We start from the raw sequence: 15,368 nt of genomic DNA on the forward strand, positions 1-15,368 counted from the left end.
TTGCCCGGATCGGCCTCAAACTGACCGTAAAACCGCTTTCAGACCAAAATCTCCGTCGAATTGGTTCGACGCCGGCTGCTCGTTCGACGCCAAATATGGTGTCTGGCCGAGTGGAATCGAAGGGATCAGCACGGCCGTGACATGGTCGCGGTGCGAGTAGCGTTGAGGTTGACGGAGTGCCGCGGATCGGCCTGAACCTGTCCGTGAACAAGGGGAGATTTTCAGATGACGGATGCCGCGATGGACCCGATCTCGGCGGTTGCGCCCCGGCTCGGCGGGCGGGCGTCCTCGAGCCAGCGTTGGTCGAATCTGATGTTCGTGCACTGGCGTGTGGAAGCCGCCCTCGTCGCGCCGCTGCTGCCGGAGGGCCTCGTGCCCGACGAAATCGACGGGACCAGCTGGGTCGGGTTGATCCCGTTCGTGCTTGACCGGGCCACCGTCTTCGGTAGCCCGCCCATCCCCTACTTCGGTTCTTTCGTCGAGGTGAACGTGCGCCTGTACGCGGTGGACGCGAATGGGCACCGCGGTGTGGTGTTCGTGTCGCTGGAGGCCTCCCGCCTCGCCGCCGTGCTGGCCGCCCGGGCGCTGTTCTCGATCCCGTACATGTGGTCCCGCACCCGTCTCGAGGTTGCGACGGGGGACTACCGGTACACGTCACGCCGCCACCTGGCCGCCGGAGCGCACACCGACATCGTGGTGCGGCCGACCACCCGCCCGGTCGTCGGTGACCCGCTCGCCGACTTCCTGACCGCGCGATGGGCGCTGTTCACGCGCACACGAGGTCGCACGGTGCACCTGCGCAACCATCACGAGCCGTGGGAGCTCTTCCAGGCCGAGCTGGTCAGTCTCGACGACACCCTGCTCGCAATGGCGGGGTTTCCCGGGCTGGCCGGACGCGCGCCGGAATCGGTGCTCTACTCGCCCGGCGTCACCACCTGGTTCGGCGCTGCCGGCTGAGTCTCGCCGGGGTCGGCGAGGCAGGGTCTTTTCCTCCACAATGTGATCCTGATCGGGTTCTCCACAGGCTGTTCCGGGGCGAGCGGATGCCGCCTCGAATGTCGGTGGGTGACCGTAACGCGTGTGTCATGAAGCCCTCATTCATTGAAGAACACGAGGCCCTCGGGGAGCAGTTCGAGGCGATCGCGGAGGCCCATCGGGCCATCGCTGCGGCGTTCGCGAGGCGGGCGGAGTTGGTCGAGGCGGCTCGCCGGTTCGGGAAGTCCCCGCGGCCCGGCTTCCCGGTTCCGCTGGGATGCCGCCGAGGTCGCGGGGCGGGAGTTTGTCAGTGAACTCGCGTGCACGATCCGGATTCCGCGGCGCACGGCGGAGAACCTGATCGCGGAGAGCCGGGCCCTGGCCGAGGAACTCCCCGCGACCCGCGCCCCTGCAGGCTGGGGAGATCAGTTGCGTTCCTGAGCGAACCGGCCACGGTCATCCACTCGGCGACGACCGCATCGTCGACCACAGCGGCGCCCGTGCCGGCGTCCCAACCACCACCGACAGGGCCCGCGCCAGAAACCGGGACGGAGGCCGTGCCAGAAACCGGGACGGAGGCCGTGCCAGAAACCGAGACCTCGCCAATCTGTGACGCCCGGAGGGTAGGCCCGGCCATGAACGGCTGGGCTTCACCGCTTCCCACCTGGGCTTCAAATATGCGGTACCCGCGATCCCCTGACGCCTGACCCGGTTCAGGCGGCGCCGACAAAGGCGAGCAGGCCGAGCAACCGTGCGGCGATCCCTGCGCACGTGATCGTCGCGGCGAAGAACACGGCCACCCAGACCACGCCCGGGACGTGGGTCAGACGGGCCAGCTGATCAGCGTCGGAGGCGGTGCCGCGGGTCCGCGACCGGGAGCGCTGCAACTCGACCACGGTGCGCACGGCCCCGAGCAGCAGAAACGCCGTGATCAGCAGGGCGAAGACACTCTGCACCGGGGGACTACCGAACCAGGTGATGCCGAAGACGAGGCCGGCGGTGACGAGCACGGACCAGAGCCCGAACCAGTTGCGGATCTGCACCAGAAGCAACGCCAGGGCCGCCAGCAGCAGCCACAGCAGGCCGATGTCGTAGCCGAGACTGAGCATCCATGCGGCGCCGAGCCCCAGCAGAGCCGGCGCCGTGTACCCGGCCAGCAGGGTCAAAACCATGCCGGGGCCGCGCGGGCGCCCGCTGCTCACCGTCAGCCCGGAGGTGTCGGAATGCAGACGGATGCCGCCCAACCGGCGGCCGCTCACTGTCGCCACCACCGCATGGCCACCCTCGTGCGCGATCGTGATGACGTGGCGGCTGACCCGCCACACGGCCGGAACCAGCACGAGCAGGGCGGCGGCGGCGATGGTCAGCCAGGCCGTGACCGCGGGCAACGGTTCGTTGCGGGCGGACAGCTGCCCCCACAGTTCGACCAGCCCATCCATGGTTTTCAGCCTAGATGACCTCGACAGAGAGTCTTATGCTGGCCGCAGACACTGGATACGAGTGAAGGGACGATCCCATGGGTGCTTCGGACAAGATCAAGAATGCTGCCGAGGAGGCCGCCGGCAAGGCCAAGGAAGCCGCTGGCAAGCTGACAGACAACGAGCGCTTGGAGGCTGAAGGCAAAGCCGATCAGACCAAGGCGAACCTCAAGCAGGCCGGTGAGAACGTGAAGGATGCCATCGCGGACTGATCGACCCAACTCCAGCGACTGACTATCAACAACAACCCATCGAACCGTGAACCATTGAAAGGCAGGGAGAATCATGAATGTCCTCCTCATCGTCATCGCGATCATCGCCGTCGCTCTTCTCCTCACCGGAGGATTCGTCGAGTCGCTCAACTTCCTGATCTGGGTCGGCATAGTGCTCGTCGTCATCGCCGTGATCGTCTGGTTGGTCCGGGTGATTTCGGGCAAGCGGACCTAGCCGGGCACCAGTCATCCACCTCACCGAGAAAAAGAGAAAGCCCCGGAAGTCCGGGGCTTTTTCTACTGTGGGCGATACCGGACTCGAACCGATGACCTCTTCCGTGTGAAGGAAGCGCGCTACCAACTGCGCCAATCGCCCCTGTGGCCGAAGCGTCAACCACGAGTTCTGATACTAGCCCACGAGCGGGTGCGTGGCGCACCTCGGGACCACCACAACACGCCGGGGCGGCCCGGTTTGAATATGCACCGGACTATCGGCTAGAGTCTTCCAAGCGCGCAGAAATGCGAGCAGTTGCGGATGTGGCGCAGTGGTAGCGCATCACCTTGCCAAGGTGAGGGTCGCGAGTTCGAATCTCGTCATCCGCTCGAATGGAATCGGCCGACAGGTCGGTTCTTTTTGATACGAATCCCAAGTGGTGGGTTGGCCGAGAGGCGAGGCAACGGCCTGCAAAGCCGTGTACACGGGTTCGAATCCCGTATCCACCTCCACTCCCGGAAAGCAATTTCCAGGAATTGGGCGATTGGCGCAGCGGTAGCGCGCTTCCCTGACACGGAAGAGGTCACTGGTTCGATCCCAGTATCGCCCACAGAATTTGTGCGAAACAAACAATCCCCCGGTGACTCGGGGGTTTTTTGTTTGCCCGCAGGGAGCCGAGAATCCCGGTGAAATCGGCCCGTCCTCGGGGGCGCACCGTGCGGAATCGTGGGGAAGGTGCGGCGGGCTCGGCCGGAATCGGCTAGAGTCTTTCAAGTCAGCTGAAACGCCGACAAATGCGGATGTGGCGCAGTGGTAGCGCATCACCTTGCCAAGGTGAGGGTCGCGAGTTCGAATCTCGTCATCCGCTCGAATTGGGTCGGCCGAAAGGCCGATTCTTTTTGGTACGAATCCCAAGTGGTGGGTTGGCCGAGAGGCGAGGCAGCGGCCTGCAAAGCCGTATACACGGGTTCGAATCCCGTATCCACCTCCACTTCTGAAAAGCGATTCTCAGGAAATGGGCGATTGGCGCAGCGGTAGCGCGCTTCCCTGACACGGAAGAGGTCACTGGTTCGATCCCAGTATCGCCCACACAGTTCGTGCGAGACAGACAAACCCCGGTAAATTGGGGTTTTTCTATACCCGAAATGCTGTGCCCGATCCTGTCGGGCCGGCGGAGGGGTCCCCTCCGGCGCGCCGCTAAAGTTGAGGGGGTTCGAACAACACTGAGGAGTAATACACGTGGCTGACGGCTTTGAGCTATTCACCGACCGGTCCGTTGTCGCAATGCGCGTCAACGGCGAGCTCAAGGATCTCGCCACGACGGTGACTCCGACGGATGTCGTCGAACCGGTGACCATCGGCTCACCGGACGGCCTCGGCATCCTGCGCCACTCGGCCGCTCACGTGCTCGCGCAGGCCGTGCAGACCGTGAACCCGGCCGCACGCCTGGGCATCGGCCCGCCCGTCACCGACGGTTTCTACTACGACTTCGACGTCGAGGAGGCGTTCACACCCGAGGACGTCAAGTCCCTTGAGAAAGCCATGGACCGCATCATCCGTCAGGGCCAGCGTTTCGTGCGCCGCGTCGTGACCGACGACCAGGCCAGGGAAGAACTGGCGACCGAACCGTACAAGCTCGAATTGATCGGGCTCAAGGGCGGGGCGGCGGAAACCGCCGATAACGAGTCGGTCGAGGTCGGCGGCGCCGAACTCACCATCTACGACAACGTGGACCCGAAGACGGGCGAGACGGTCTGGAAAGACCTGTGCCGCGGCCCGCACCTGCCGAACACCCGCATGATCGGCAACGGATACTCCCTGACCCGACTGGCCGCCGCCTACTGGCGTGGGTCGGAGAAGAACCCGCAGCTGCAGCGCATCTATGGCACCGCGTGGCCCACCAAGGACGAACTGCGCGCTTACCAGGCACGCCAGGAGGAGGCAGCCAAGCGGGACCACCGCAAGCTCGGCGCCGAACTCGACCTCTTCAGCTTCCCCGAGGAGATCGGCTCCGGTCTTCCCGTCTTCCATCCCAAGGGCGGCATCATCCGCCAGGAGATGGAGAACTACTCCCGTAAGCGGCACACCGAGGCCGGCTACGACTTCGTCTACACCCCGCACATCACCAAGTCGAACCTCTTCGAGACTTCCGGGCACCTCGATTGGTACGCCGACGGCATGTTCCCACCGATGAAACTCGACGCGGAGTACGACGCCGATGGCCACATGACCCGTCAGGGCGTCGACTACTACCTCAAGCCGATGAACTGCCCGTTCCACAACCTGATCTTCCGCTCCAGCGGCCGCAGCTACCGTGACCTGCCCATGCGCCTGTTCGAGTTCGGTTCGGTCTACCGCTACGAGAAGTCCGGCGTCGTGCACGGCCTCACCCGGGTGCGCGGCATGACCCAGGATGACGCGCACATCTACACCACCCGCGAAGGTATGAAGGATGAGCTCACCGGCACCCTCAACTTCGTGCTCAAGCTGCTCGCCGACTACGGTCTCGAGGACTATTACCTCGAACTCTCCACGAAGGACCCGAAGAAGTTCGTCGGTACCGACGAAGCCTGGGCGGAAGCGACCGACACCCTGCGCGAGGTCGCCGAAGCATCCGGGCTCGAGCTCGTGGCCGACCCGGGCGGCGCCGCGTTCTACGGACCGAAGATCTCGGTTCAGGCCCGCGACGCGATCGGCCGCACTTGGCAGATGTCCACGATCCAGCTGGACTTCAACCTGCCGAAGCGATTCGACCTCGAGTACACGGCCCCCGACGGCTCCCGCCAGCGCCCGGTGATGATTCACCGGGCGCTGTTCGGGTCGATCGAACGCTTCTTCGCGGTGCTCACCGAGCACTACGCCGGTGCCTTCCCGGTGTGGCTGTCCCCGGTGCAGGTCGTCGGCATCCCGGTGTCCGAGCAATACGGCCCATACCTCGACGAGATCGTCGGCCGCCTCAGAGCCGCAGGCGTGCGCGCCGAGGTCGACCACTCCGACGACCGCATGCAGAAGAAGATCCGCAACCACACCAAGGCGAAGGTCCCCTTCCAGTTGATCGTCGGTGAGGACGACCGGGACAACGGTGCGGTCAGCTTCCGGTTCCGCGACGGCACCCAGGACAACGGGGTGCCGGCCGATGAGGCCATCCGTCGCATCATCGCCGCGATCGAGACGCGCGCGCAGGTCACGACACAGGGCCAGATCTGAGATGGAGGTACCCAACGACGAGTTCGAGGGACTCGAGCAGTCGTCGGAGTTCGCCGCGGTTCCGGATGCCTTCCAACGGCTCTGGACCCCGCACCGGATGGTGTACATCCAGGATGGCCAGCAGCCGCACCCGGACGACTGCCCCTTCTGCCTGGCCCCGAGCATGACCGACGAGAAGGCCCTGATCGTGGCCCGCGGCACCCACGCTTACGTGCTGCTGAACCTGTTCCCCTATAACAGCGGCCACCTGCTGGTCTGCCCCTACCGCCACATCGCCACGTACGACGAGGCCAGCCCGGAGGAGATCGCCGAGATCGGCAGCCTCACCCAGGTGGCCATGCGGGTGCTGAAGACGGTGTCGCACTGCGACGGTTTCAACATCGGCATGAACCAGGGCCGCATCGCCGGTGCGGGCATCGCCGAGCACCTGCACCAGCACATCGTTCCCCGCTGGGCACTCGACTCCAACTTCTTCCCGATCATCGCCGGAACGAAGGCGATTCCCCGCCTTCTGGGCGATGTGCGGCGCGAAGTCGCGGCGGGCTGGCCCCTGGATGGCAACTAGCCGTATAAAACCCTCCATCGGCACCCGCCGGACGGAACCGACCACCCCCAAGGAATAGAATCACAGCTATGACTGAAACCACTTCCGCCTTTGGTTCGAGCCGCGTCAAGCGTGGACTCGCCGACATGATGAAGGGCGGCGTCATCATGGACGTCGTCACCGCCGAGCAGGCTCGCATCGCCGAGGACGCCGGTGCTGTCGCCGTCATGGCCCTTGAGCGGGTTCCCGCCGACATCCGTTCCCAGGGTGGTGTCGCCCGGATGAGCGACCCCGACCTGATCGACAGCATCATCGCCGAGGTCTCCATCCCGGTGATGGCCAAGGCGCGCATCGGTCACTTCGTCGAGGCGCAGATCCTGCAGGCCCTGAACGTCGACTACATCGACGAGTCCGAGGTGCTCAGCCCGGCCGACTACGTCAACCACATCGACAAGTGGAACTTCACGGTCCCGTTCGTCTGTGGCGCGACCAACCTGGGTGAGGCGCTGCGGCGCATCAACGAGGGCGCGGCCATGATCCGGTCCAAGGGCGAGGCCGGCACCGGAGACGTCTCCGAGGCCATGAAGCACATCCGCACCATCAAGGGTGAGGTCGCCCGCCTGTCGGCCCTGAGCAAGGACGAGCTGTACGTCGCCGCGAAGGAACTGCAGGCCCCGTATGAGCTCGTCGCCGAGATCGCCGCCACCGGCAAGCTCCCCGTCGTGCTCTTCGTTGCCGGCGGAGTGGCCACTCCCGCCGACGCAGCCCTGATGATGCAGATGGGCGCGGACGGCGTGTTCGTCGGCTCCGGCATCTTCAAATCGGGCAACCCGCAGGCGCGTGCCAACGCGATCGTCAAGGCCGTCACCTTCTACGACGACCCCAGCGTCATCGCATCCGTCTCGCGCGGACTCGGCGAGGCCATGGTCGGCATCAACGTGTCCGACCTGCCCGCCCCGCACCGCCTCTCCGAGCGCGGCTGGTAGCCACCCGTTCGTGAGCGTTGGAGTTCTTGCTCTTCAGGGTGACTTCCGTGAGCATGCCGTGGTTCTTCGGAACCTCGGCGCCGAGGTCGAGCTCATCCGCCGCCCGGAAGAACTGGCCCGCATCAGCGGGCTCGTGATCCCGGGCGGCGAGTCCAGCGTGATGGACAAACTCGCCCGCGCGTTCGGCCTGGCCGAACCGTTGGCCGGGGCCGTGCGGTCCGGCCTGCCTGTCTACGGCACCTGCGCCGGTCTGATCATGCTGGCCGACACCGTCATCGACGGCATACAGGGGCAGCAGACGATCGGCGGCTTCGACATCGCGGTTCGCCGCAACGCCTTCGGTTCGCAGACGCTCTCATTTGAAACTGACCTCGATGTGCCGGTGCTCGGTGAGCCGCTGGTGCACGCCGTATTCATCCGGGCACCCGTGGTGGAGTCCGTCGGGCCGCGCACCCGCGCACTGGCCACTCTCCCGGACGGCCGTTGTGTCGCGGTCGAGCAGGGCAACCTCCTTGGCACATCGTTCCACCCCGAGATCACCGGGGAGCACCGCTTCCACGCATACTTTCTGCAGAAGGTGGCCGCCGCCGGCTACCGCCGCTAGGCTCCGGTCATGGCTGGCTGGGTGGCGCTCCTGCGCGGAATCAACGTCAACGGCATCACGATCGCCATGACGGACCTGCAGGATGTGTTCCGCGCACTCGGCTGCACGGATGTCCGCACCGTCCTGGCCAGCGGCAACGTGCTCTTCACCTCGGGCGAAACGAATGCCGCGGCACTCAAGGCCGACATCGAACGTGCGCTCTCCGACACCTTCGGCTACCAGGCCTGGATCGTGCTCCTTGGCGTCGCCACCCTCGACACCGTAGTGAGGGCGTTCCCGTTCGATGCGGAGCGGGACGGCTGGCATCCGTACGTCGTGTTCGGATCAAATCAGTCCCCGCTCGACGAACTCATCGACGCGGCGGGGGAACCGGATCCGGAAACGGAGCAGGTGCTGCCCGGAGTGGGCGTGCTCTATTGGCAGGTGCGACGAAGCATCGGCATCAACAGCCCGTTCAGCAAGTTGAGCGGGAAGGCCCGCTACCGGTCGACCACGACCACGCGCAATCTGCGCACCCTGAACAAGCTCATCGCATCGGCTCCGGGCGCGTGAAACCCGTCCCATCAGGCATCGCGGGTTAGAATGAGGCGCACCTCAAGGTGCAGCGACCAGTGGCACAACAGTGCAGCGACCAGTGGCAGCAAGCACCCCGGCGCCAATCGACAGCCACGTCACGACAGCCAAAGACAACGGGAGACTCATGTCCGGACATTCCAAGTGGGCGACAACGAAGCACCAGAAGGCGGTCACCGACTCGCGTCGGGCCAAGGCCTTCGCCAAGTTGATCAAGAACATCGAAGTCGCGGCCCGCATGGGTGGCGCCGACCTGTCGGGCAACCCGACCCTGGTCGACGCGATCCAGAAGGCCAAGAAGACCTCTGTGCCCAACGACAACATCGACCGGGCCGTCAAGCGCGGCGCCGGCCTGTCCGGCGAAGTCGTCGACTACACGACCATCATGTACGAGGGCTACGCCGCGCACGGTGTCGCCGTCATGATCGAGTGTCTGACCGACAATAAGAACCGCGCAGCTGCCGAGGTGCGCACGACGATGTCCCGCAACGGTGGCAACATGGCCGATCCGGGCAGCGTGGCCTACAACTTCCACCGCAAGGGCATCGTCGTCGTGCCGAAGAGCGCCGCCCTCACCGAAGACGACGTGCTCCTCGCCGTGCTCGACGCGGGTGCCGAAGAGGTCGTCGACGACGGCGAGAAGTTCGAGGTCTTCAGCGAAGCCCACGATCTCGTGGCGACCCGCTCCGCCCTGCAGACAGCCGGGATCGACTACGACTCGGCCGACATCGCGTTCGTGCCTCAACTCAAGGTCGAGGTCGACGCCGAGACCGCCCGCAAGGTGTTCCGGCTGATCGACGCACTCGAAGAACTGGACGACGTGCAGAACATCTACAGCAACTACGATGTGTCGCCCGAGGTCATCGCGGAGCTTCAGGCCGAAGCCGAGTAGCGCGCCGTGTCGGTCCGGGTTCTGGGCATTGATCCCGGGCTGACCCGCTGCGGTGTCGGCATCGTCGACGTCGCCGGCAACCGATCCGCGACCCTGGTCGATGTGACCGTGCTGCGCAGCTCGCCCGATCTGCCGCTCGAGCAGAGGCTCCTGCTGATCAGTCGGGGCCTGGAGGACCTGCTCGACCGGCACAAGCCGGCCGTCGTCGCGATCGAGCGGGTATTCGCCCAGAACAACGTCAGAACCGTGATGGGGACCGCCCAGATCAGCGGCGTCGCGCTTCTCCTCGCCGCCCAGCGAGGGTTGACGGTCACCCTGCACACCCCGAGCGAGGTCAAGGCCGCCATAACCGGCTACGGGTCTGCCGACAAGGCTCAGGTCGGCACCATGGTCGCGCGGGTGTTGGGCCTGGCCGAGGTGCCCAAGCCCGCGGATGCCGCGGACGCGCTGGCCATCGCGATCTGCCACGCCTGGCGCACCGGGGCGGCTGGCGGCACCCTGCCGACCAGCGTCGACGTGGTGCCCGGCACTCTGACCCCGGCTCAGAAGGCATGGCGCGCCGCCGAGCGCAGCGCAGTGTCGCCGGTGCCCCGTAGTCTGAAGCGGTGATTTCTTCCGTTCGTGGCCTTGTCCTGTCTGCCGTGGGTCCCGCGGCCGTGATCGAGGTCGGGGGAGTCGGACTGGCCGTTCAGGTCACCCCGGCCACGGCCCTCTCCCTGCGCGTCGGCACGGAGGCCCGCCTTTCGACCACCCTCATCGTGCGCGAGGACTCGCTCACCCTCTACGGCTTCCCATCCGCCGACGAACTCGAGGTCTTCGAGCTTCTGGTCGGCGTCACCGGGGTCGGTCCGAAATCGGCCCTTGGCGTGCTCGCGGTGCTCAGCCCCGGCCAGATCGCCCAGGCCGTCTCGGCCGAAGACGACGGCGCCTTCCGCAAGGTCAGCGGCATCGGGCCGAAAACGGCCAAACTCATCGTGCTCTCCCTGGCCGGTAAGGTGTTCGTGACGACCACAGCGGCGGCATCCGCCCGCCCGGCACCCACCAGTGCGTCCGCCAACGTGCAGGCCGCCCTGATCGGGCTGGGCTGGTCGGAGAAGGTGGCCGCCCAGGTCGTGGACGAGACCCTTGCCGAAACCCTCGAACCCGAACAGGTCGGCGTCGCAGCGCTCCTCCGCCTCGTGCTCACCAGACTCGGCCCGGCCCAGCAGGCATCGGAGCGCCGCTCATGAGCGGCGGGCAGGGCCTGGCCGGTGACCCCGGCGTGGAACTGACCAGGCCGGAACTCGAAGGCGACGCCGAGCTGGCCTTCGAGGGAGCCCTCCGCCCGCGTAGCCTGGGCGAGTTCGTCGGCCAGCAGAAGGTGCGAGGGCAGCTGCAGCTGCTCCTCACCGCGGCCACCATGCAGAGCCGCACCCCCGACCACATCCTGCTGGCCGGCCCGCCCGGACTCGGCAAGACCACTCTGGCCATGATCATCGCCTACGAGGGCAACCGTCCGCTGCGGATGTCCAGCGGCCCCGCCATCCAGCACGCCGGCGACCTGGCCGCCGTGCTGTCCTCGCTGGTGCCCGGCGAGGTGCTGTTCATCGACGAGATCCATCGGATGGCCCGTTCCGCCGAGGAGATGCTCTACCTGGCGATGGAGGACTTCCGCATCGACATCATGGTTGGCAAGGGCGCCGGCGCCACCTCGGTTCCGCTCGAGTTGGCACCGTTCACCCTTGTCGGCGCCACGACCCGGTCCGGGCTGCTGCCCAACCCGCTGCGCGACCGGTTCGGCTTCACCGCCCACCTGGAGTTCTACGCCGACCATGAACTCGAGCAGGTGCTCGGTCGGGCGGCCAAACTACTCGACCTGGTGATCGACACGGAGGCCATCGCCGAGATCGCCGGGCGGTGCCGTGGCACACCCCGAATCGCCAACCGACTGCTCCGACGGGTGCGGGACTACGCGCTGGTGCACGGCGGAGACGCCGATGTGGCAGCGGTGCATGCCGCACTGGAGCTCTACGACGTCGACGCCATCGGGCTCGACCGGCTCGACCGAGAGGTGATGCGCATCATCCTGACCCGTTTTGGGGGAGGGCCCGTGGGCCTCAACACTCTCGCGGTGTCCGTGGGGGAGGAATCCGAGACCATCGAGGCCGTCGTGGAGCCGTTCCTGGTGCGGATCGGGTTCCTGATGCGCACTCCGCGCGGCCGAGTGGCGACCACGGAAGCGTGGCGGCATTTCGGCCTCGCCGCGCCTCTGGCAGGCGGGCCGACCGTCCCTCTTATGCTGGATGATCTATAATTCGAGTTGGTTCGCTTGGAACCATTCGTGCCGGTTCTCTGAGGAGCCGGCCCGCACAGACTTCGGCTACGTGCCGCAACCGGAAGGTCACACAGTTTTATGGATCCGTTGACTCTTGTCATGCTCGCCGTTCTCGCGGCGCTCGTGTTCTTCATGTTCCGCAACAGCCGCAAGCGCCAGAAGGACCTCGCCGCCCTGCAGGCCCAGATGGTCGTCGGCGCTGAGGTCATGACCAACTTCGGTATGTACGGCACCATTCTCGCGATCGATGAGGAGGCCAATAAGGTCGCCCTCGAGATTGCGCCCGGTACCGTCGTGCAGCTGCACCGTCAGACCATCGCGCGCGTCGTCGAGCCGATCGTGGCCGAGCCCGCAGAAGAGGGCGTCGCCGAGCTGAACCAGGGCAACGCCACCGTTATGGGCGAGCCCGACTTCGGCCAGCGCGTCGCCGACTCCGACGACGAGCCCAAAAAGGGCGACGCGTAACCAATCCCTCTCCATGCCCGCGCCCCGGCGCGGGCATGAGCATGAGCATAGAAAGCTGAGTTCTCTGGTGGCAAAGTCGTCTCCGGCCAAAAAGGCCTGGCGTTCCCTCACATGGCTGGGGGTGATCATCGTCGGCCTGATCGCGCTCAACACGGCCGGCGTTCTCACCGGCAGTGGATCCTGGACGCCCAAGCTGGCCCTGGACCTCGAGGGCGGCACGCAGATCATTCTCGCGCCGAAGCTCGAGTCGGGGCAGTCCGTGTCCTCAGAGCAGCTCAACGAGGCCGTCAAGATCATCCGGCAGCGCATCGACTCGGCGGGCGTCTCTGAGGCGGAGATCAACACGCAGGGCGGCCAGAACATCGTCGTGTCCATCCCCGGTGTGCCGGACGACGAGACGATCAACCGGATTGAGTCCTCGGCGAAGCTCGAGTTCCGTCCGGTTCTGGTGGCAGGCGCCCCGTCCGCGGCCAGCGTCGGTGAAGACATCGTGGGAGAGGACGGGGTCATGACCCCGGCCCCGACCCCCGCGGTCGACCCGAACCTGGAGAGCACCCCGACGGCGGTGCCCACCGACGGGAGCGACCTGAACTGGATCACCCCCGCTCTCCAGGCACAGTACGAGGCCTTCGACTGCAGCCGGATCGACACCACCAATGTGGCTCCGGCCGGTGAGCCACTCGTCACCTGTGAAGCCGACGGCTCCATCAAATACATCCTCGGCCCGGTCGAGGTCAGCGGCGAAAACGTCTCCGATGCGACCAACGGCCAGCAGACCACGCAGAGCGGGGCCACAACCGGCGAATGGGTTGTCAACATCACCTTCGACGGCACCGGCACCAAGGCCTTCGCCGACGTCAGCACACGGCTGAACGCCCTCACCGGAGCGCAGAACCAGTTCGCGATCGTGCTCGACGGCAACGTGATCTCCGCCCCGCGCACCCTGGCGGCCATCACGGACGGCAACGCACAGATCAGCGGTGACTTCGACCAGGACTCGTCGAAAGCCCTCGCCGACCAGCTCAAGTTCGGCGCCCTACCACTCAGCTTCGCCGTGCAGAGCCAGGACACCATCTCGGCGACGCTCGGGTCCAGTCAACTCACCGGTGGTCTGATCGCCGGTCTGATCGGACTCGTCCTGGTCGTGCTCTACTCCCTGATCCAGTACCGGCTGCTCGGCCTCGTCACGGTCGCGTCCCTCTCGGTTGCCGCGATCATCACCTACCTGCTGATCACGATCCTCTCCTGGCGTGAGGGCTACCGGCTCTCGCTCGCCGGTGTCGCGGGTCTTATCGTCGCGATCGGTATCACCGCGGACTCCTTCATCGTCTACTTCGAGCGGGTGCGCGACGAACTCCGGGACGGGCGCGGTCTCGAATCATCGGTCGAAGCAGGCTGGAAACGCGCCCTGCGCACCATCCTCGCCTCCGACGCGGTCAACATCCTGGCGGCCGGCGTCCTGTTCATAGTCGCCGTCGGCAACGTGAAGGGCTTCGCCCTCACCCTCGGGCTGACCACGCTCGTCGACGTGCTCGTGGTGATGCTGTTCACCCACCCGATGCTCCAACTACTGGCGCGCACGAAGTTCTTCAGCGACGGCCACAGGCTCAGCGGCCTCGACCCGCGGGCGCTGGGTGCCACCTACCGCGGCCGGGCAAAATTCCGCCCCTCGGATGACCTCCCGTCCGCCAAACTGTCCTCGGCCAGCCGTGAGGCGGCCAAGCGTCAGACCATCGCTGAGCGCAAGGCGTCAGAACTCGTCGGTTCCACAGCGGATCGATCGACCGACGGGAAGGATTCCTAATGGCCAGCTTCTCCCAGTTCGGCAACGACCTGCACACCGGAAAGCGCTCATTCGACATCGTCGGGCGCCGCAAGACCTGGTACTTGGTCGCCGTGGTGGCGCTCTTCGTGGCCATCGTGGTTCCTCAGCTGCGCGGCGGCTTCGTCTTCGGCATCGAGTTCACGGGTGGCTCCGAGTTCGTGGTCTCCCAGGTCGCCGAACAGGATCAGGCAGTGGCCGCCGACGCCGTGACCGAGGTCGTGCCCCTGGCGGTTCCGAAGGTGTCCAGCGTCAGCACCACCGGTATCCGCGTGCAGACCGACCAGCTCACCAGCGACGAGACCCGAGAGATTCGCGCCGCCCTGGCCGATGCCTACGCCGTGCCGGTCGAACAGGTCACCGCATCCTTCATCGGCCCGGTCTGGGGCCAGGACATCACCGGTCAGGCTCTGCGCGGACTCATCATCTTCCTCGTGCTCGCCGCCATCGGCATGGCCCTGTACTTCCGCACCTGGAAGATGTCTCTCGCGGCCATGACCGCGCTGATGCACGACCTCGTCATCACCGCCGGGATCTACGGAATCACCGGATTCGAGATCACCCCCGCAGCCGTGATCGGATTCCTCACGATCCTCGGCTACTCGCTTTACGACACGGTCGTGGTTTTCGACAAGATTCGGGAGAACACCTCGGAGCCCGGCGCGGAGACGCGCACGTTCGCCGAGTCGGTGAACCTGGCCGTGAACCAAACCCTGGTGCGCTCGATCAACACTTCGGTCGTCGCCGTGCTGCCGGTCGCGTCGATCCTCTTCATCGGAACCCTTGTGCTCGGTGCCGGCACCCTGCGGGACATCTCGCTGGCACTCCTGATCGGCATCATCGCCGGCGCCTACTCGACAATCTTCATCGCGTCCCCCCTGTACGCCCAGATCCGCTCCGCGGAGCCGGCTGTGCGGAAGTCCGACCAGAAGGTTCTCGCCCTGCGGGCCAAGGCCGGACCCGCTCCCAGGGTGGCGGAGGAAGTCCGCGCCTAGGTGCACGGCCTGGACGGCAGATAGGCACGGGCAGGGCGGCCCGCACCCGAGCCGGAAGTGGTATCCGATTCGGCTCGGGAGCGGTGA

Annotated in this window: 16 protein-coding genes and 7 tRNA genes; 21 read left to right on the top strand and 2 right to left on the bottom strand. The window is 66.0% G+C overall.

Annotation, left to right across the window (positions count from 1 at the left end):
* Positions 1–225 precede the first annotated feature (225 nt).
* Positions 226–957: a YqjF family protein gene (locus E3T28_RS11055; RefSeq protein WP_134430978.1), complete on the top strand. Its 732-nt coding sequence runs from the start codon at positions 226–228 to the stop codon at positions 955–957.
* Positions 958–1,688: 731 nt separating this feature from the next.
* Here the strand turns inward: E3T28_RS11055 and E3T28_RS11060 are convergent.
* Positions 1,689–2,414 carry a M50 family metallopeptidase gene (locus E3T28_RS11060; RefSeq protein ID WP_134430982.1) on the bottom strand — a complete coding sequence of 242 codons (726 nt, stop codon included), beginning with the start codon at positions 2,412–2,414 and terminating at the stop codon, positions 1,689–1,691.
* 77 nt (positions 2,415–2,491) lie between these two features.
* On the opposite strand from E3T28_RS11060, the gene E3T28_RS11065 reads away from it, so the two are divergent.
* Both E3T28_RS11065 and E3T28_RS16890 read left to right on the top strand, forming a co-directional pair.
* Positions 2,492–2,665, top strand: a complete 174-nt coding sequence (locus E3T28_RS11065) for a CsbD family protein (protein WP_134430985.1) — start codon at positions 2,492–2,494, stop codon at positions 2,663–2,665.
* A gap of 73 nt (positions 2,666–2,738) precedes the next feature.
* A complete protein-coding gene (locus E3T28_RS16890; RefSeq protein ID WP_166787003.1) occupies positions 2,739–2,900 on the top strand; it encodes a hypothetical protein in 162 nt (53 codons plus the stop codon).
* A 68-nt stretch (positions 2,901–2,968) separates the two neighbouring features.
* On the opposite strand, the gene E3T28_RS11070 is transcribed toward E3T28_RS16890, so the two are convergent.
* Positions 2,969–3,041 (bottom strand) — tRNA-Val (locus tag E3T28_RS11070).
* 155 nt (positions 3,042–3,196) lie between these two features.
* On the opposite strand from E3T28_RS11070, the gene E3T28_RS11075 reads away from it, so the two are divergent.
* The 18 genes from E3T28_RS11075 to secF all read left to right on the top strand — a co-directional run bounded on the left by E3T28_RS11075 (position 3,197) and on the right by secF (position 15,281).
* A tRNA-Gly gene (locus E3T28_RS11075) sits at positions 3,197–3,268 on the top strand.
* Positions 3,269–3,317: 49 nt separating this feature from the next.
* A tRNA-Cys gene (locus E3T28_RS11080) sits at positions 3,318–3,391 on the top strand.
* Positions 3,392–3,417: 26 nt separating this feature from the next.
* A tRNA-Val gene (locus tag E3T28_RS11085) sits at positions 3,418–3,489 on the top strand.
* A gap of 186 nt (positions 3,490–3,675) precedes the next feature.
* Positions 3,676–3,747 (top strand) — tRNA-Gly (locus tag E3T28_RS11090).
* Positions 3,748–3,796: 49 nt separating this feature from the next.
* A tRNA-Cys gene (locus E3T28_RS11095) sits at positions 3,797–3,870 on the top strand.
* 26 nt (positions 3,871–3,896) lie between these two features.
* A tRNA-Val gene (locus tag E3T28_RS11100) sits at positions 3,897–3,968 on the top strand.
* Between the two features lie 195 nt (positions 3,969–4,163).
* On the top strand, positions 4,164–6,086 hold the full coding sequence (gene thrS, locus E3T28_RS11105) for a threonine--tRNA ligase (protein WP_241979302.1): 1,923 nt from the start codon (positions 4,164–4,166) through the stop codon (positions 6,084–6,086).
* Position 6,087: 1 nt separating this feature from the next.
* Positions 6,088–6,651 (top strand): HIT family protein, encoded by a 564-nt coding sequence (locus E3T28_RS11110; protein ID WP_134430991.1) that lies wholly within the window; start codon positions 6,088–6,090, stop codon positions 6,649–6,651.
* Positions 6,652–6,719: 68 nt separating this feature from the next.
* On the top strand, positions 6,720–7,616 hold the full coding sequence (pdxS, locus tag E3T28_RS11115) for a pyridoxal 5'-phosphate synthase lyase subunit PdxS (RefSeq protein WP_134430993.1): 897 nt from the start codon (positions 6,720–6,722) through the stop codon (positions 7,614–7,616).
* 10 nt (positions 7,617–7,626) lie between these two features.
* Positions 7,627–8,220, top strand: coding sequence for a pyridoxal 5'-phosphate synthase glutaminase subunit PdxT (pdxT, locus tag E3T28_RS11120; protein ID WP_134430996.1), 594 nt, complete (start codon positions 7,627–7,629; stop codon positions 8,218–8,220).
* Positions 8,221–8,229: 9 nt separating this feature from the next.
* Positions 8,230–8,772: a DUF1697 domain-containing protein gene (locus E3T28_RS11125; protein WP_134430999.1), complete on the top strand. Its 543-nt coding sequence runs from the start codon at positions 8,230–8,232 to the stop codon at positions 8,770–8,772.
* Positions 8,773–8,920: 148 nt separating this feature from the next.
* Entirely contained in the window at positions 8,921–9,685 is a 765-nt protein-coding gene (locus E3T28_RS11130) for a YebC/PmpR family DNA-binding transcriptional regulator (RefSeq protein ID WP_134431002.1), read from the top strand.
* A 6-nt stretch (positions 9,686–9,691) separates the two neighbouring features.
* Positions 9,692–10,294 carry a crossover junction endodeoxyribonuclease RuvC gene (gene ruvC / locus E3T28_RS11135; RefSeq protein ID WP_134431005.1) on the top strand — a complete coding sequence of 201 codons (603 nt, stop codon included), beginning with the start codon at positions 9,692–9,694 and terminating at the stop codon, positions 10,292–10,294.
* On the top strand, positions 10,291–10,914 hold the full coding sequence (gene ruvA / locus E3T28_RS11140; RefSeq protein ID WP_134431008.1) for a Holliday junction branch migration protein RuvA: 624 nt from the start codon (positions 10,291–10,293) through the stop codon (positions 10,912–10,914). Before ruvC ends, ruvA begins: the two co-directional genes overlap by 4 nt.
* Positions 10,911–11,978: a Holliday junction branch migration DNA helicase RuvB gene (gene ruvB, locus E3T28_RS11145; RefSeq protein ID WP_134431011.1), complete on the top strand. Its 1,068-nt coding sequence runs from the start codon at positions 10,911–10,913 to the stop codon at positions 11,976–11,978. The genes ruvA and ruvB overlap by 4 nt, the downstream gene beginning before the upstream one ends.
* 120 nt (positions 11,979–12,098) lie before the next feature.
* On the top strand, positions 12,099–12,464 hold the full coding sequence (yajC, locus tag E3T28_RS11150) for a preprotein translocase subunit YajC (protein ID WP_241979297.1): 366 nt from the start codon (positions 12,099–12,101) through the stop codon (positions 12,462–12,464).
* Between the two features lie 67 nt (positions 12,465–12,531).
* On the top strand, positions 12,532–14,268 hold the full coding sequence (secD, locus tag E3T28_RS11155) for a protein translocase subunit SecD (protein WP_134431017.1): 1,737 nt from the start codon (positions 12,532–12,534) through the stop codon (positions 14,266–14,268).
* Positions 14,268–15,281 (top strand): protein translocase subunit SecF, encoded by a 1,014-nt coding sequence (gene secF / locus E3T28_RS11160; protein ID WP_134431020.1) that lies wholly within the window; start codon positions 14,268–14,270, stop codon positions 15,279–15,281. Before secD ends, secF begins: the two co-directional genes overlap by 1 nt.
* Positions 15,282–15,368 lie beyond the last annotated feature (87 nt).

The organism is Cryobacterium sinapicolor (assembly GCF_004403465.1).
Classification (GTDB): Bacteria; Actinomycetota; Actinomycetes; order Actinomycetales; family Microbacteriaceae; genus Cryobacterium; species Cryobacterium sinapicolor.

Bases quoted from the DNA above. Each gene is read 5' to 3' on its own strand.
- E3T28_RS11130 (WP_134431002.1), top strand. From the start codon at position 8,921: ATGTCCGGACATTCCAAGTGGGCGACAACGAAGCACCAGAAGGCGGTC.
- yajC (WP_241979297.1), top strand. From the start codon at position 12,099: ATGCTCGCCGTTCTCGCGGCGCTCGTGTTCTTCATGTTCCGCAACAGC.
- secF (WP_134431020.1), top strand. From the start codon at position 14,268: ATGGCCAGCTTCTCCCAGTTCGGCAACGACCTGCACACCGGAAAGCGC.
- pdxS (WP_134430993.1), top strand. From the start codon at position 6,720: ATGACTGAAACCACTTCCGCCTTTGGTTCGAGCCGCGTCAAGCGTGGA.
- E3T28_RS11125 (WP_134430999.1), top strand. From the start codon at position 8,230: ATGGCTGGCTGGGTGGCGCTCCTGCGCGGAATCAACGTCAACGGCATC.
- E3T28_RS11065 (WP_134430985.1), top strand. From the start codon at position 2,492: ATGGGTGCTTCGGACAAGATCAAGAATGCTGCCGAGGAGGCCGCCGGC.
- ruvB (WP_134431011.1), top strand. From the start codon at position 10,911: ATGAGCGGCGGGCAGGGCCTGGCCGGTGACCCCGGCGTGGAACTGACC.
- E3T28_RS11055 (WP_134430978.1), top strand. From the start codon at position 226: ATGACGGATGCCGCGATGGACCCGATCTCGGCGGTTGCGCCCCGGCTC.
- E3T28_RS11110 (WP_134430991.1), top strand. From the start codon at position 6,088: ATGGAGGTACCCAACGACGAGTTCGAGGGACTCGAGCAGTCGTCGGAG.
- E3T28_RS11060 (WP_134430982.1), bottom strand. From the start codon at position 2,414: ATGGATGGGCTGGTCGAACTGTGGGGGCAGCTGTCCGCCCGCAACGAA.
- E3T28_RS16890 (WP_166787003.1), top strand. From the start codon at position 2,739: ATGAATGTCCTCCTCATCGTCATCGCGATCATCGCCGTCGCTCTTCTC.
- thrS (WP_241979302.1), top strand. From the start codon at position 4,164: ATGCGCGTCAACGGCGAGCTCAAGGATCTCGCCACGACGGTGACTCCG.